Source organism: Natronococcus pandeyae, from assembly GCF_008122205.1.
GTDB lineage: Archaea > Halobacteriota > Halobacteria > Halobacteriales > Natrialbaceae > Natronococcus > Natronococcus pandeyae.
In genome coordinates, this window is the sequence record NZ_PHNJ01000011.1 from 102,088 (window position 1) to 118,697 (window position 16,610).

The 16,610-nt window shown below is 57.5% G+C and carries 12 protein-coding genes; 11 read left to right on the top strand and 1 reads right to left on the bottom strand.

Going from position 1 to position 16,610, the window contains the following annotated elements; genetic code table 11:
• Positions 1–245: 245 nt before the first annotated feature.
• Positions 246–599, bottom strand: coding sequence for an HNH endonuclease (locus CV102_RS27270; RefSeq protein WP_148859402.1), 354 nt, complete (start codon positions 597–599; stop codon positions 246–248).
• A 251-nt stretch (positions 600–850) separates the two neighbouring features.
• Between CV102_RS27270 and CV102_RS18180 the strand changes: the two genes are divergently transcribed.
• The 11 genes from CV102_RS18180 to CV102_RS18230 all read left to right on the top strand — a co-directional run bounded on the left by CV102_RS18180 (position 851) and on the right by CV102_RS18230 (position 16,593).
• Entirely contained in the window at positions 851–1,087 is a 237-nt protein-coding gene (locus CV102_RS18180; protein ID WP_148859403.1) for a hypothetical protein, read from the top strand.
• A gap of 415 nt (positions 1,088–1,502) precedes the next feature.
• Positions 1,503–1,730 carry an antitoxin VapB family protein gene (locus tag CV102_RS18185; RefSeq protein ID WP_148859404.1) on the top strand — a complete coding sequence of 76 codons (228 nt, stop codon included), beginning with the start codon at positions 1,503–1,505 and terminating at the stop codon, positions 1,728–1,730.
• Positions 1,717–2,127, top strand: a complete 411-nt coding sequence (locus CV102_RS18190; protein ID WP_148859405.1) for a type II toxin-antitoxin system VapC family toxin — start codon at positions 1,717–1,719, stop codon at positions 2,125–2,127. The genes CV102_RS18185 and CV102_RS18190 overlap by 14 nt, the downstream gene beginning before the upstream one ends.
• Before the next feature lie 465 nt (positions 2,128–2,592).
• A complete protein-coding gene (locus CV102_RS18195) occupies positions 2,593–2,931 on the top strand; it encodes a hypothetical protein (protein WP_148859406.1) in 339 nt (112 codons plus the stop codon).
• Positions 2,932–3,195: 264 nt separating this feature from the next.
• Positions 3,196–4,866, top strand: a complete 1,671-nt coding sequence (locus CV102_RS18200) for a hypothetical protein (protein ID WP_233710734.1) — start codon at positions 3,196–3,198, stop codon at positions 4,864–4,866.
• Positions 4,853–6,490 carry a hypothetical protein gene (locus CV102_RS18205; protein ID WP_233710735.1) on the top strand — a complete coding sequence of 546 codons (1,638 nt, stop codon included), beginning with the start codon at positions 4,853–4,855 and terminating at the stop codon, positions 6,488–6,490. The genes CV102_RS18200 and CV102_RS18205 overlap by 14 nt, the downstream gene beginning before the upstream one ends.
• 421 nt (positions 6,491–6,911) lie before the next feature.
• Positions 6,912–7,856 (top strand): ATP-binding protein, encoded by a 945-nt coding sequence (locus tag CV102_RS18210; protein WP_233710736.1) that lies wholly within the window; start codon positions 6,912–6,914, stop codon positions 7,854–7,856.
• A gap of 106 nt (positions 7,857–7,962) precedes the next feature.
• Positions 7,963–8,349: a hypothetical protein gene (locus CV102_RS18215; protein WP_187433035.1), complete on the top strand. Its 387-nt coding sequence runs from the start codon at positions 7,963–7,965 to the stop codon at positions 8,347–8,349.
• Positions 8,350–8,355: 6 nt separating this feature from the next.
• Complete coding sequence (locus CV102_RS18220; RefSeq protein WP_148859408.1) at positions 8,356–9,318, top strand: hypothetical protein; 963 nt, start codon at positions 8,356–8,358, stop codon at positions 9,316–9,318.
• On the top strand, positions 9,318–12,032 hold the full coding sequence (locus tag CV102_RS18225) for a helicase HerA domain-containing protein (protein ID WP_148859409.1): 2,715 nt from the start codon (positions 9,318–9,320) through the stop codon (positions 12,030–12,032). The genes CV102_RS18220 and CV102_RS18225 overlap by 1 nt, the downstream gene beginning before the upstream one ends.
• Positions 12,004–16,593 carry a PH domain-containing protein gene (locus CV102_RS18230; protein ID WP_148859410.1) on the top strand — a complete coding sequence of 1,530 codons (4,590 nt, stop codon included), beginning with the start codon at positions 12,004–12,006 and terminating at the stop codon, positions 16,591–16,593. Before CV102_RS18225 ends, CV102_RS18230 begins: the two co-directional genes overlap by 29 nt.
• The last annotated feature ends 17 nt before the right edge of the window (positions 16,594–16,610 follow it).

Consider the following 16,610-nt stretch of genomic DNA (forward strand, 5'->3'; position numbering starts at 1 on the left):
AGTTTGTAGCCGACGTACGCGCCGATCAATCCGAGTGGGAGCATTGCGGTGAACCCGATTCCCGCAGTCGCGATCCCAAATGTTGTTCCAACACCAACTCCGAAAAAGAGTGCGAAGATCGCAGCAATGCCGAACGCGTACAGCAGTTTGTGTTTTGGTCTTTCCGGCCGGACGATCTCGTCGCATGACGTACACCTGACGTCAAGTGTTGTGATATCCACACGACCTATATCTACACAATACAGTTAAAAATTCTGTCTTGACTTGGCGACAAACTCCTCTGGCGATGTGTCCTGATACTTTCCTTCAACTGTTCCATGACAGGAGGGACATAGTGCCACCAGATTTGAGAGCGCGTTCATCTGGTGCCACTCGCTCGCTGCGAACTCCCTGCGGGGCGTAATGTGGTGAACTGCGGGTCTCCTGCCGATCTCTGTTTCCGTCTTGCCACAAATCCGACACTGATAATCGTCCCGCTCGAGACACTTCCGCCGTTGTTTCGTCCAGTTCGGGCCGTACCCCGTCGCAGAGTACGGAGAGTCCAGTCCGAACAGGTTATAGAGGCCGCGAACCAGAATTTCGACGATAATGTTACCCATTGCTGTCTGATCGCAAGATGCTTCTCCCAGATAAAATGTATTATATTGTGAATCCTAGGATCAGTATAGTTTTCAGGGAGCCACCAGCGCGGACGGCGGGGCCACTTTCCTTTCTGTGCACTACGTCCGGTGCCGCTCCTCCTCGGGGATCGACTCGGGATCGACCGTGACGAGATCCCACTCGTCAGTCCCCCAGACCCACGACGGCGCGGCCCCAGAATCTCATAACCGCGTCGTTCAGCATCGAACCGATGATAGATCGGCTCCTCGACGGCCCGGTCGGCCGGCGCGACCGCCTCCCAGCCCGCCCCCTCGGCGACGATCACCGGCTCCGCTGGGAGGTCGGGCGACTCGTATGCGGCCGACTCGTTGGCCTCCGCCAGCACCTCCTCGAGGCGGTCGTCATCCCACGCGATCCGCACGGCGTCGTGGGCGGGGGTCGGCCCCGGAGTATTCCACTTGATTTTACCGTGGACCTCGGACGTTGACGGTGTTGCATCTATACTCCTGGGCGAATCGTCGGGCCGTTCGACGACGAACCCTTTCGAGGCAAGTAAACCCTTGAGATCGGACTCGGTACCGGAACTGAAAGCCGGCGTATAAATGGCCATGAAGCCAACAGATGGCACCCCTTGTCCGCGGCCGCCTCTTCTTTCGCTCGTTCCTTCTCGAGGGCCCTGATGGTGGCCTAATGGCTATATATGAGCGTGACCAAGCAGGACAGCTTTGACTTCATATAATGACAAGCTCATCAAATAACGGTTCTGGATCGCGGCCCGCCCTAGGGAGGCGAGCGAACGGGGCGCGACATCGTTCGGCCGCCGGTTCGTCCCAACCGACGGACTGGGTGACCGCGAGCTAGGCCACGGAATGCTTTTGCGTATGGGTACCCATACATTATTCATGAGCAAGAACATCGCCATCTCGGACGACGTCTACCGCGAGCTCAAGCGGGAGAAGGGCGAGCGGAGCTTCAGCGACGTCATCCGGGACCACCTCGAGGAGCGCCGCCAGCTCGCCGACGTTACGGGGGCGGGCGTGCTCGATCCCGACACCCAGGGGGCCGTGAAAGACGACGTCGAACGCCTGAGCCAGGGAACGCTGTCGCGCCTTGACGATGAAACTCTGTGATACGTCGGTTCTCGTCGATATTGACCGCGGTGGGGTCGACGACCGCGTCGGGAAACTCGACGATGAGGGTCGCCACGCGATCAGTACGGTGACCGTCACCGAACTCCGGCTCGGCGTGAACAAGCGATACGAGGCGGGGGACCACCGACAGGAGACGCTCGACGACCTCGAGCGCCTGCTCGCCCGGTTCGAAATCGTTGACGCCGATCGAGCGATCGCGAGCGCCGCGGCCGATCTCATCCACACGCTGCAGGTGCGGGGCGAACCGCTCCACGATCTCCACGACGTCTACGTCGGCGCGACCGCCCTGACCGAACAGCTGCCGGTGCTCACCGCGAACGCGGATCATTTCGACCGGATGGACGATGTGGCCGTCGTCGACTGGACGACCTTTTGAGCACGCTCCGGTGCGGGAGCTCCGAGGCTAACCCGGAGTCTGGCGGCCATGCAGCCAGTACAACAGGCTCCCCGCAGTGGCAGTGAGGGCCTTGCCAGTACCCGGTAACCCGCAAATAGAGCCCGGTGGCGGGAGAGAGCCGTTGTAGACGCCGTTGAGGATGGTTGTCAGATTCCTTATACCACGGAACCGGTCGATCTCATTGACCGCCATTGTTTTCGACGGTTCGCAAGCGACACCTCGTACCGGCTTAGAGAGCGAGACTGAAACTCCCTCGTGCCGCGGTCGGTCGTTACCGTCTATATCCTGACAACCGGCTCACAATCTTCCCAAACAGAATTAGTTCTTGAATGCCTTCACGCAGTATTTCGAATCAAACCGTAGAACAGATCCAATAACGTAAATTAACATACTAGTATCTATTTCTTAAATAAATTATTTATAGTAACGGATAAGAGCACGACTATGGGCCATCAGATTAAAGAGGCTCGAGCACTGGTCGTCCTGCTCGCGTTCATCGCAAGCACAGGGATCGCCGCGGCACAAGAAAACGAGATCAATAGTTCCCTGACAGAGATTGAGCAATTCGTCGCAACCACACTGGGTCAGATCGGTGTGATCGTCTTCCTTATTGGTGCTGCCGCCTGGTTCGTCTCGCGCAAAAATGCCAGCCGTGCCCAGTGGGGCTGGCGAGGCATGTGGGGCGGTGCTGGGATGATCATCCTTTCAGTCAGTTATAACGTGTTCGTGACGCTCTTCGAAGATCTCGCTCCGGGACTACTCCTCCCCTGGATCCCCCTCTGACTAGTACGTCCAGCAGGACCCATGGCTCATCGCTAACAACAGCTCCATTCCCTACGAATGCACAGACGGCACCTGTCGCTCGGACTCCTGCTCGTGGCCCTCCTGACACTCACAGGTAGCAGTGCGGGTGTGACATCCGCCTCGGACACTACGGCCAACGAAACAGACGTGTTCATTTCTGATAAGCCCGATCCAGAGGCTGGCTCACTCCCACCGTTCGTGCTTCCAGAGCTCGAGGATGTCGACAATGCAGAGAATATCTCCATGGCGGAGCTGAGTCAAATACGCGATTTCTACTATACGACGACGCTACCCCCGTATCGGGTCGGCACGGACCAGCAGACACTGCGTGAGTACCGTCTCGAGCAGTACCAGTCGATCGAGCGCAACGAGTCCACGAGTCTCTGGCTCCCGGACTCACAACGCTCGAACGGCACAGTTGTCACGGACGCTCACGTAACGATCCTTGGCACAGCAGAAGGGACACAGACCGGTCTGGAGTCTGAAGCGGCTGATGAAGACGATAACGAGAGTGACCTCCTGCTGGTGCCCCGTGACGGGACGGTCCTCACCCACCTCGATTACTCGACTCGCATTCCGGAGGGAACCTGTGCCACGACCGACCAGACTCGGACCTGCCTCAACGTCACACTCACCGATCAGGAGGTCGACCGCACACTCGAGATCGGACCCCAATCGTGGAGTGGCAACCCAGAGACGCCCCACCAACTCACTTACTCCGACGCGAACGCGACCGAGCCGACAACGATGGAGGTGGAGGCGACGATCACCTCGACGCTTGCAATCCAGGAGACCACCTACGTCCGTGAAGGGACCGACTGGATACCAACGAATACGACCGATGCCGAGACGCTCGAACTCTCCCACACGGTCCAAGATAAGGCACCCGTTGTCGCCACGACGAACCAAGAGCTGTCGGTCGACCAGACGATCGTCCGTTCAGAGGAGGAGATCGACCGGATCATCCTCGAGTTCGATGGACCGGAGACGCTCCCTGATCGACGACTCTGGAGTACTGCGACGTTCGAGAACGATGCTGGGCAGATCGAGAATATCTGGGGGATTTACTCACAGCGCCAATACGAGAACGCCACGCGAGGCCATCGGCCAGGAACTGATATATCGATTCCCCCGGATCAAACCGAGTCCAACGCGACGGTGCCAGCGCTCGAGGACACATCGTCGGTGACACCGTCGACAATAAACCAGACACCCGAGCAACAGCTACCAGCGCCAGCGACACACCACGAAACCGTTCCGTTCCCGAACGTCCTCGAGAAGCAACTCACCGCACAGCGAGAGCACCCTACGTTTCAACGAGGCCAGAATACCAGCACCACAGTTCCACCAGAACTCGCCAGTTCAAACAGCTTCAGGTTCGACTCGGAACCAGCACCGCTCGATGAGCACGTCAATCTCACGTCAGTCGAACCGCATGGGCATACGACGCTCATCGTCGAGAACGCAGAGCAGCCAGTCACAGAGGTCCGCGATATCCACAACGATTCGATTCCACTCTCGACACAAACCGTCCAAGAGCGCGACGTTCAGCTCGAGGCGACGACCCTCAACGACACTCATGCACGAATCCAACTGCTCGATGGAAACACCAGCCAGCCGCTTGCCGGCGAGGCACTCTGGCTCCAAGGCGCTGCCCAGGGGCAGGTCACAACCGATTCTGATGGCGTTGCAATCGTCGAACGGCGTGATCTCTTCGTCACCGCCTCGTTCACGGGCGTGACCAACGCTGCGGAGGGGATCTATTACAGTTCGACACAGACGCAGATCGCCTTCCAGCCAGAGCCGTTCAACATCTATCAGCTACTGCTGAGCTTCGCTGGGGCGTTCGTCTCGATTATCGCGTTTGTCATCTTCTACCTGCCGTTTGCGTATATGCGGGGTGCAGACAAGTGATTCTCGAGCGATCCAGCACAGCGAGACTGAACATCCCCTCCACGGCTCCCACGCCGACGACAGAGACTCCATCAGACTCATGATCAGTTCTAGACTGCCCATTTCGATCGATGGCATCACAGAAAGCATCGGACCCACGACACTGGTGTCGGTCCAGAAGAGCATCGCGGCCCTTCCAGTTGACGGCACTCTGGGTATCATCGTCGCGTTCTACACGGACTGGGTCGCTGACTTCTTCATTTACATTCTGACTGGCATCCTCGGGTTCATTAGTGACCTCATTGCTGGCGGCCTCCTTTCGTTCATCATCTTCGACAGCCCCTATAGCGATCCTGCGATGCAGTCTGCCTTCCAGCATAATCTGGATATCTTCCCCCAACTCCTGGTAATCGTCTTCATGGCCGGAGTCGCTTCCAAGCCGTTCGCCGATCAGCGCGAGGTGACGAACTTCATGCTGGTTTGGAAAACGCTGAAGGTGATCATTTTCGTGGCCGTTGCCCGCCAGATCATGCACTTTGGCCTGCTCCTTACGAACGCGATTATTCTGCATGTCTATACAGACGAATACGGCGCTGCGTTCGGACCCCAAATCCTCGAGGCTGGGTTCGATGGGGCAGCTGCTGCGGGCGCTGGTGCGGTTATGGGCGGACTCATCCTCAGCCTCGTATCCGTCGCAGGCATTTTGCTCGCCCTCGGTGTCTTCGTGTTCCGCGAGTTCCTCTTTAATGCGACGTTCATCCTGCTGCCCGTTCTTGGGGCCATGCTCTACCTAGATTTCGGCCCACTCCGCCACAGCTCGGCGATTGCAAAAACGATCCTGCGGGCGACAGCGTACATGCTGCTCGCAGGGATCATTATGGCCGGCCTGCTACAGACAGGTGCGGCAGCCGTCGGCGCGTATTCGGATATTCCCACCGAGGGCGAGCAAGCAAGTGATGCAGAGTTTGGCGAACTCCTCGAGGCAATGCTCTTCTGGCTAATCGGGCTGCTCGCCCCCGCACTCGTCGGACTGAAAGCAGCCATGATGGCCGGAATGTCACCGAGAGGCCTCAGTGGACGGAGTAGCGCGAAGAGTAGCTCGAGTTCTCAAAGTCAATCCTCTTCAACGAATTCATCGGGTGGGAAATCGCGACGTACCGCGCTGCTGGAGCAGGCGAGGTATGGAGGGGGGAGAGGGCTCAGGAGGGCTGACAGTAAGATAACTGGAGGGCGGGGAACTGCTGCTGCCAGCAGAGTAGGAACACGAGCAGGCCGAACGAAAGCAGCAGTCGGGGGTGCAGCCTCGTCGAAAGTCCCGGATAGATTTGTTAGCGGAGGAAAAGAAATAGGGTCTGGTGCGAAAAGAAGCGGAAAGCGCGTAGTTCAGGACGTGAAAGCTGGTGCCAACTACGCACCTCGAAATCTTCACCAATCCCCGCTCGAGTGGGCAGAGGCCGGGTTAGAACGATATCGGGAAAATCCCGTTATCGACACGTCGACAAACACACAGTCTACTCAACGACCGAGCAGCGCCGGGACAGCCGAAGCCAGCAACAACACTGTCGACATAGACCCATCACCGGACACAGGATCAAATCAACAGACACTGGACGATTGGACAGACGAATTCAGCAACCAAAAATAACTAATGGAAGATGGATAGCGTACACCAACTCAAGAATGTCATTGTCGGCCTCATCTCTCTGAGCCTCTTTTCTGCGAATTATGTCGCCATTCCACTGGGAATCGTTTGGCTTGTAGCGTATTTTTCCGACCCGATTATAGCGCTGATAGCAATCCCTGTGATTTGGATGATGCCCCCATTTACTGCACTTCTGTTGACTGGTGGTCTCTACCCACTCCATGGTGACGAGCCCGAACAAGCAGATCGCATTTGGCTGTTAGGAACTTTCATTGGTGCAGCGATATTGACGGCAGTGTGGTTTCTCCCTGCTTGGGAGAATAACTGGCCCGCTCTCGCAAGCATCCTTGTGCCTCTTCGAATCCCTTCTATGTTTGATAGCTTTTGGCTTATGGGTGCCAGTTGGCTTGCGTGTGTTCCACTGATGGTATCAGTGAGTATCGGAACTACCGTAGAACTTCTCGAAGAGAAAACCTCGACGGGAGACGAGGAGCAGACAGACGCAGTGGACGCGGCTGTCCAGAGAGAGAAAGCCCAGTCCAAACACAAGATCTCTTCCTCCAACGATGGAGCGACTCAAGAACAGTCCACTCCCTCTCCCCTCGAGTATGACTGGCAGACTGCGCCAGACACAGGGTTTGATAACGTTGGTGGGATGGAGTCACTCAAAACAGAGATCGAGCGCTCGGTGATCCGTCCGCTAACCCGTCTTGACGAAGCCTACGAGCGCTTCAACATCTCCCCACCGAACGGGATCCTCTTTTACGGTCCACCCGGAACGGGCAAAACACTCTTCGCTCGAGCCATCGCCGGCGAACTCGGCCATCCGTATCTCGAGCTCTCAGCGGGTGACATCAAATCACGCTGGATCAACAAGTCCACCGAGCAAGTCAACCAACTGTTCGCGGAGGCCGCACAGTTCGATCGGTGTGTCATCTTTATCGACGAAATCGACGCGCTCCTCTCGTCCCGCGACAACGATCTCCACCGCGAGCACGCCCAGGTTGTCAACGAATTCCTCGCCCACTTGGATGCCGACGACCCGAATTATCTCGTAATCGCAGCCACGAACCGTGCTGAACTCCTCGATGAAGCAGCCACTCGTCGCGGTCGTTTTGACCAGCAGCACGAACTCGGGCTGCCGGACCACGACGCTCGAGAAGCCATTTTCCGCGTCCGACTCAGCGAGCTGCCAACGGACCTTGACGAAGACGTCTACCAAACGTTAGCCGATCGCTCAGAGGGGCTCAGTAGCGCAGACATCGTTGGGATCGTCGACGACGCTGCAGTACTTGCCGCCGAACGCGATGCGGACACACTCTCACTCGAGGACCTCCACACATCGTTCCCAGAGCCTGCTTCAAACTAATAAAAACCTGATACTATATCGAATGAACTTCTCTCTCTAAAGAATAAATAAAATATAAAAAACCATAGAAATTGTTAACTATCTGCATTCGCAATAACCAGAAAGTATGGAAACATTCCCCATCGCTGGACGCATCATCAACACGAAGTTGGTCTTCGGACTGACCGCCCGCGAAGCTGGCGAGGTTCTCGTGATCCCGTTTCTGGCGATGGGTATTGCCCAGAGCCTCGGTTACACCGACACCCTGTTCCTGGTTGCCGGCGGGATCGGGCTCGCCGTTGGCATCCTCATTTTGCTCGTTTCCCCCGCTGGCCAACGGCCAATCAGCTACGCTCGTGCGGCCACCGAATACTACCTCTCCTCGAACGAATACTACAATCGGAGAACGCGGCCTGGACCGGAATCACCTGTCATCGAGGATGTCGTCTACGTTCGCCAGGCTGGCCTCGATACCGAGACGATCGAAGCAGAGCAGGAATCAAAATCACGGTGATCTCCGATGGGAACTGTACCCACCACCGAGGCGACCAAGAACACAACCCCCGAAACGGAGTCAGAACCACACCAAGAGAGCGATTCCGTCGATGAAGACCAGCAAACGGCCACAAACGCCTACGCATCACCACCAGAGTCCGACCTCGAGGTGCTGCGAGCGCTCGACAAATTCCTTGACGACATCAACACAGACCTCCCAACCGCTCGAGAGCGAGCTCGAGCGCGCGATCACTTCGATCTCGAGAACCGTCTTGGAGAGTCAACAACGACCCAGGATACGCTCGGCTTTGACTACGTCCGAGAGGATGGCATCGCCGTCGACGGCGACAGCTACATCGGCCTCCTGAAAGTCCACCCCCAGAACTGGCTCTCACTCAGTGATCAGGCCAAACGCGACACGATGAGTGCGTACATGTCCTTCCTCATGTCGCTCAAATTCAGTGTGGCAGTCCCCTGCTATCCGAAAACGTTTGATCTTACGGGCCATCTTGAGCGCTTCTACACGGCAGGGGCGAGCATGACCGCTCGAGGCCAGACGCCAATCCTTCAGTATGGGCGGAAATTCTATATCCAGTGGGCCAGCACGAACATCGAAGATGCGGATCTGAAACAACGTGATTTCTACATCGTCACCCGTGTCGAGGCTGATCAGGTCAACAAGAACCTCGAGACGGGAAGCGTCCTGAGTCAGCTTGGCGATCTCCCGCTCGTCGGTACCCTCTGCTCCCGAGTACTCGAACAGACACCATTTGGCGATTCACACGAGAATGCACGAACCGAACTCTGCATTCGCGAAGTCAGACAGCGACAGCGCCGGATTACGAACAAGCTCGGACGGACAGATGTCTCGATCGACCAAGTGACCGACCACCAGGAGACGATGGAGATTCTCTACCACTACTATAACCACGTCGACCCGCAGTTCGAGAAGTTCTCCCACGCGACCAAAACGGAGGGTGAGCACTAATGGGCGAACGCCTCTCACAGCTCCGCTCTCGACTCTCTATCGGGAGGAGCAACCAAACCATCGAGGATATCGACGACGAAACGTTCGACCAAGCAACGAAAATTCTCGAAGCAAACGGTGACGACCTCACGAAGGAAAACATCCGCGAGCAAGCCGAGTACCTCCTCGAGATTGAGGACGGCGACGAGGGCGAGCTCCGGCTGGGCGTCGTGCAGGACGATACCGAACAATCGCTTGCTGACCGCGACGTCATCGCCCCACGTCAGCTGCAGGAGGTGTCCAACCTCTTCGAGTCGGGGTACATGGTCCGCAACGATCAGTTCGTTCGCACCCTCACGATCCACGGCTACCCCGAACGCGTTCCACTGGGATGGCTCGAGGAACTGTATACGACCAATGACCACGTTCGCGTCACCCAGCACATCCACCCGCGCGATACCGGCTCTGTCCTCCGAAAATTGCAGAAGCGCCTCACTCAGCTCCGGGCCCGCCTCCACAAGAAACACCAGAAGAACCAGACTGACACCCACGAGGCCGAGGCCGACCGCGACATGGTCAAGGAGCTTATCTGGGACATTATCCTCGGGGAGACGAAGCTCTTCGACTTCGCGATCTATATCGAGGTGATCGCCGACACCGAACAGGAACTCGACGAGGCGACCGAACGCGTCGTCGAGTCACTCAGTACTGCGAACGCGAAGGCGGTCACCCTCGAGAAACGCCAAGTCGAATCGCAGGATGCGCTCGCCCCGCTGGGAGACGATCCGATCAAGTCGACCCAGCTGATGCAGGAGACCGCCATTGGCACGATGTTTCCGTTCATCGAGCCGGTGGTCGCCGATCCTGAGGGCATCTTCTACGGATTCGACGGGACAAACACACCCGTCGTCCTCGATCGGTACGAGCTGTCCTCGTACTCGAAGGCAATCGCCGGCAAAATGGGCTCTGGAAAGACGTTCGCCGAGAAACACGAGATGTACCATCGGCTGATGATGGACCCCGAGATCGAGATGCTTGTCCTCGATCCACTTGGAGACTTCGTCGACTTCGCGGACGATCTTGGTGGCCAAGTCATCCGTTTTGGCGGGCAGAACACGGTCAACCCCCTCGAAATCCGGCGCGGTATCGACGATGTTGCTGAGGACCCGTTCAAAAAGAAATTCCGCTCGGTGATGGAGCTGTTCCGCACCCACTTCTCGGCGGTGGCCGACCAGTCGCTACCCAAGGAACAGGAAGGAATCCTGCGGCGAGCCGCCCGACTCGCCTACCTTAAATACGGCATCACGGAAGATCCAGCGACCCACGCGAACACAAGCCCGACACTCGAGGATGTTCTCGAGATCCTCGAGGAAATCGCCGACGGTGGGCAGCCATCGGAATTCCTGGAGCTTCACGAGGATGCGAACAAAGAGCAGGTCTGGCCCGAGATCGAGCAGCTCGAGACGCGATTTCGGGATGCCGACGAGCAGTACGCCTACCAGCTGCTACTTGGCCTCGAGGCGTTCCGGAAAGGCGGCGAGAACGATAATCTGAACGGCCAGACAAACGTCGAACTCGATAATCGCTTAGTCGTCATCGATATGTCGATGTTCGCTGATACGGGTCAGGCACCGCTGTTCATGCACGTAATGTTCGACTGGATCTACCAGCGTGCCCAGAGCAGTGACCGCCGTACGCAGGTGACGATCGACGAGGCTCACTACCTGTTGCGGCGGGCGGCGACGACGGATATGATCGACCTGTTCATCCGGCACAGCCGCCACTTCAACACGGCAATTACGCTCATCTCCCAGACCGTCGACGAGTTCATCGCCCAGTCAGACGAGAAGTCCGAGGAGGCCGTCGAGAAAGCGCGCAATGTCTACAATCTCTGTGATATCAAGCAGATCTTCCATCACGAATCGGTCAGCGACGAAGTGATCAAGTTCCACGAACTCACCCCCTCCGAGCAAACCTTCATCACTACTGCCCAGACTGGCGAGGATGGAAGCTACTCAGAGTGTTTGCTCGCCGTCAATGAGTGGGCGAAACCCCTCGCACTCCACGTCAACGACTACGAGGTCCACGTCCTTGACGATGATCTCGATCCATGGGAATATCTCGTCGAAAACCGGTATATCGACGCCGACGACGTCGGCTATCTCGCCGAAGAGAACCGGCTTGCTGAGTACGATATCCCGGAGTCGTTGCTCGAACAGGTGGATTTTGATGAGATCGACAAGACAGCTGAGACTGAAGCGACAGACGATGAGACCGCCGATCGTGAGCGAACCGATGTGGAGACCGAATACCACGAGATGGACGTCGGTGAGGCTGGTGATGGGACGCCAGAGGAGACGCATGGGGAGGTAGCAGTAGCAGCGGAAACACGTGAAGGAGCGGTAGAGCAAACGCGTGAGAGTCAAACAGAAGATCGAGTAGACGACCTCACCACCATCACCGGGATCGGCGAAACGTACGCAGGGTCCCTCGCTGAAGCGGGTGTCGAGACGGTTGGCGAGCTTGCTGTGGCAGATACCGAGTCACTCACGGAGAAGACGTCGATCCCGCTCACGTTGCTTAATGATTGGGCCACTGCTGCCAGCACGATGTGTGAGCCAGAGAAGCGCACTGACGCCCAGACGAGTGGTGAACCTGACGAGACAGTGAGTGGCAACTCTTTCCCGACTACGGAGGTGGCAACCGATGCAGACGACCGAGATAACCCAGAGTAAAACCGATATCGACGCCGAATCCCTCGAGTGGATTGTTGCCGAAGACGAGCAAGTGAAGCGGGTCTCCGACCTGGACGTGCAGTGGACTGGCACACCACTGCCCCGAGGCGGCCTTCAGACGTATCTGGTCGCACTCGTCTTCGTGTCGGTCGCGCTTGCTCTTGCGACCCAGAGCATCACCGGAGTCACAACAGGGCCGACGCTCGTCGGTCTCGAGTCCTACACGCTCGCGGTGGAGGGAACCAGTGGCGAAATCCCACTGTGGTGGCTGAGTGCTGTTCCGTTCCTGGTTGGCCTGATAGGCGTCGCGATCGGTGTGCGTCCGATAATTCGGGCGCTTCGCACTACGTACGTCCTCACTTCGGAGAAACTCTACGTCCGCACGTCGGGAATTCGTGGCGATGGGTTCACGAAACTTCACCTCGACCGTGTCGTCGACACCACTTTTCTGCAGTCGCCCGTCGGCCAGCTGTTGTCGTATGGCACCGTCACGTTCAGTACGTTCGACCACACGTCGCCCGAAATCCAGTGCTGGGCGATCGAGAACCCAACAGAGCTTCACGAAAGGGTGCTCGAACTCGAGGCCTCTGCTGACTCGCCGCTTGAGCGCACACAAGAGTACATCCGAGTTGTTCCGTCGACGGGCGAGCGAGCGCCACTGGAAGTCGTCAACCAGATCCGTCCTTTGCATGATGTTCGACGAGGTGGCCTAGCATGGTGGCAGAAACTCAACCCGATTTCGGATCCTGACCCGCTCACGTTCGAGTTTGTGATTTATAGCGACGGGACGGATGCACCGATCGAATTCTACTACACCTGCGAGCAGCATCTGTCCACGCTCCACGACCGGCTCAAATCGGCCTACCCCGACACGGTTGAACTCGAGCGCGTCACCGTCGACTTTGCGGAGAAACTCATCACCCCGCAGCAGTACTCCTACGACGAGTTCGAGACCGCTCTCGAAAACGGCACCCTCCAGTGTACGCCGGTTGAAGTTGAGGCGCTCATTCGGGTCCGCGGCTCCAAACCGACGCTTGCTGACGGAGGAGCGACGACCATCGGCGAGCAGGTCGATCGAGACGAGACTGGCCAAGAGAGCACCAGTACGGAGGCGTCTGATACCAAGGCTTCCGACTCTGAGTCTTATTCTCCTACCAGCTCCGATTCCAGTGTTCCACTCGGCAAGCAACTCCCGAGTGTCGACCTTGATGGACGTCGTGCGAAAGAGGAGGCAGAAAACCGCGATCAAGGGTCGCTCACGTTCGCCCTCGAGACGCCAGTCGACACTGGTGAGGGGGTACTCGCCCGGCCACATCCGGATGAAGTTGAACCGTATGGACTGCGGTGGACCGGCAGCGGAGACCCGTTGGCGGCGATCAAAAAATTCGATCAGAAAATGGGTGCAGACGATCGGACGAAGGCGAGCTCACACGCGCCGTTGACTGTGCTGATCGATCACTTTGCAAGCACGGACCACCCGATCGTCTTTCAGGCCGCGTTCGAAGGCGAGCCCGATCTGACGGCAGCGGGTGAATACCACATCGACGAAATCGAACAGGGGCGCGAGACGCTGTGGGATGAAGCCGCTGTGGCCCTTGAGGAGCTTCTACGCGGTCCAAAGAACAGCGAGTCGTCCTCGCCGCGGTCAGAGTCACTCAGTGAATCTCAATCTGAGCGAATCGCCGAGATCAGAAATGAAGACTGGGGCCACACGTTTACGACCAATCTGCGCGCAGTGATCGTCCCCAGAAGCTCTTCTCTCAGCGACACATCTGAGATCGATCACTACCTACGGAACCTGAGTAGCGTATTCGATCCGCTTGCAGGCGACTACTATAAACTCGAGAGTGAGATCCTCCACGAGAACGGAGTTCTCGAGCGGAGTCAGCGCAAGCGCTCGCGCCGCTGTTTCAATCGAATTCTCGAGCGCGATGTCGTCTCTGGAGGAACGTTGAGCCGTTCCGAACCCGACTTGCATCTGGATCCTGCCGAACTCTGTAATCTGGTGATCGTTCCCAGTACCGAACATCTCACTGATGAGGCGGTCAAAGAGACCCATGCGACTCCCGAAAGCCGCACGGCTCTTCCCGGGTTGGACACCGCCCAACGCCGCCAGTACACCACAGGAATGGTCCTCGGTCAGGATGCTAGCAGCGCCGTCGAGGGGCCGCTTCGGTTACCACCGAGCCGACAAACACGCCACTGGTTGCTCTGTGCCGCGACTGGCAGTGGCAAGAGCCAAGTCACGTACCACATGTTGCGTTCGCTCGCCGAGACGACACCAGGACCAAACGTCCTGTTCGATCCGAAAGGGGACAATATGTGTCAGAACTACATGATGGCCCACTACAAGAAGTTCGGACACCTCGATGACGTCTACCACTTCCGCGTACCGAAGACGCTTCCTGCAATCTCGTTTTTCGATATTCGACCAGCGCTCAAGGGGAACGATCGCGAGACGGCAGTCAAGGAGAAAGTTGACCACTTCCACGAACTGATGCGGATGATCATGGGAGCGGAGAAGTACGAACAGGCGTTCGTGGCGAACGAAATTCTGACGTTCCTGATCCAAACGTTGTTCGATCCAAAACACGGTGACGACGTCTTCGGGTTGGACGATCTCGTCGACGCCGCGACGCGAATGCACCACCATCAGGAGCTGCCGGAGGTTTCGGAGATCAACGCCGACATCCACGACTCACTCGCCGCGCAGTTTGCCAAGGACGAGAACCAGTTCGACACGACGATGGGGGCGGTGATGAACCGGCTGAACAAACTGAAAGAGGATCGCCACCTTCACTGGATGCTTCGACACAAACCCGGTCGCGAAGTCGAAGCCAACGGGGACGATCTCTACGGCTTCCACCAGCAGGAGACCCACTTCGACTTTAGTGAGTTCCTCGACCAGGATGTCACGATCCTGTTCGACCTGGGCGATCTGTCGTCTCCCGCCCAGCGCGGGTTCACCACAGTGATGTTGAGTAATCTGTGGCACTCGATCCAACGACGGCGGCGGACGAACCCCGAGAACGTGGTCAACGTCATCATGGAAGAGGCCGCACCGTTCGTCGCAACCGAACTGGTCGCCGATCAACTGCTCCCACAGGGGCGATCGTCGGGACTGAGTCTCGGCTTTATCATGCAGTATCCCGAGCAGGTCAAGAAGTTCCACAATGGGAATGGTGCGTACGAGGAACTGCTGACCGAAGTGCATACGAAACTGGTTGGCGACATCTCGATGAAGGATCGCTTCGCGAAGACGTTCACGCACGACGAGTTGTCTGTGGTGGACGTCCGGAACCGGAACAACCGGATGGCAGCGGGTGAGTGGTTCACGAAACTCGTTTCCCCTGGATTCGGTGAGGAGCGACCAGCGCCGTTGACCTTGCACTCTCCCCCGATCATAAGCGGGCACCCAGAAAGCGAGGAGTCGTTGACGGCGGCCGAACAGCAGCAGTTCGACGAAGAGCTTCTGCCGGAGGTGCTCGAGCGGACTGAGGACGAGTACGAGTTGTACGTGCCGACCCACGAGGACGCGATGGAGTGGTCGAATTGGAGCGACACAGATCGGCGGGCTGGCGCGCCGCCGGCACTGAACGAAGATGGGAGTGAAGAGACGGTGGAATTCGACGATGAGAGTGAAGGCGTAGAAGTCCAGCAGCCGCTCGAGAAGACCAGCCCTGACGATGGGGGCGACAATCAGCACGATGATCGAGACGATAGCGATCTCACAGCTGAGACAGACGTCAGCGAGATCGATCACGACAGCAGTGAAGCGGAGACCCCCGACCACGATCTAGTTGACGTTGTAAATGGAGCCGCCTTCTTCGATCCGTCCACGGACGAAGAGGAGTGCCCAGTCTCGGACCGTGAACTCCGGCGTCGGGGGCTCTCTCGAGACGACGTGATCTTCCTCAAACGCGTCCTCGACGCGATGAACCGTGACCTTCCGGATTACACGCTGTTGGAAGGGATGGACGAATTACAGGAGGACCTCGATGGGGTTGACGTTGACGTGTTGATCGAACTCAGGCTACTCGAGAGAGAGAAAGTAGATCGATGCCCGTACTATACGGTCCTGCCCGCGGGCCGAGAGCTTCTGGATGAGACAATCACCGCCCAACCAGGGACCGGAGATCTTGGAGAGAAGACGCCACACAAAGTCGGAGTCGAACTCCTGGTACACTGGCTCGAGACTCTCGAAAAGGTCGATCGAGTGGAGCGATACTGTCAGCAGTCCTCTGAGACGGTTTTCGACGCTGCCGCGTTCGACGCTGATGACGAACTTGTCTGGGTTGGCGAAGTGGAGATGACGTCAAATAATGCGGAGGCAGTTGTGAGTGACTACGAGAAGATGGCTGCCGTCGATGCGGATGCAGTATGGGCATTTCCATCACGTGACGACGCTGGCGAAATTGTGAATGTACTCGCCGATGCAGAACGTCTTCCTGAGAAGGTGAGTGGTCGAACAGCTAACTCATTTTCACTTCTCCGGGAGGCAGTCGAAGGATTCGAGGCCGATGGAATGACGACTATCCACACCTTCAGGAAGCTGAGTTAAACGAGGTTGAACAATGA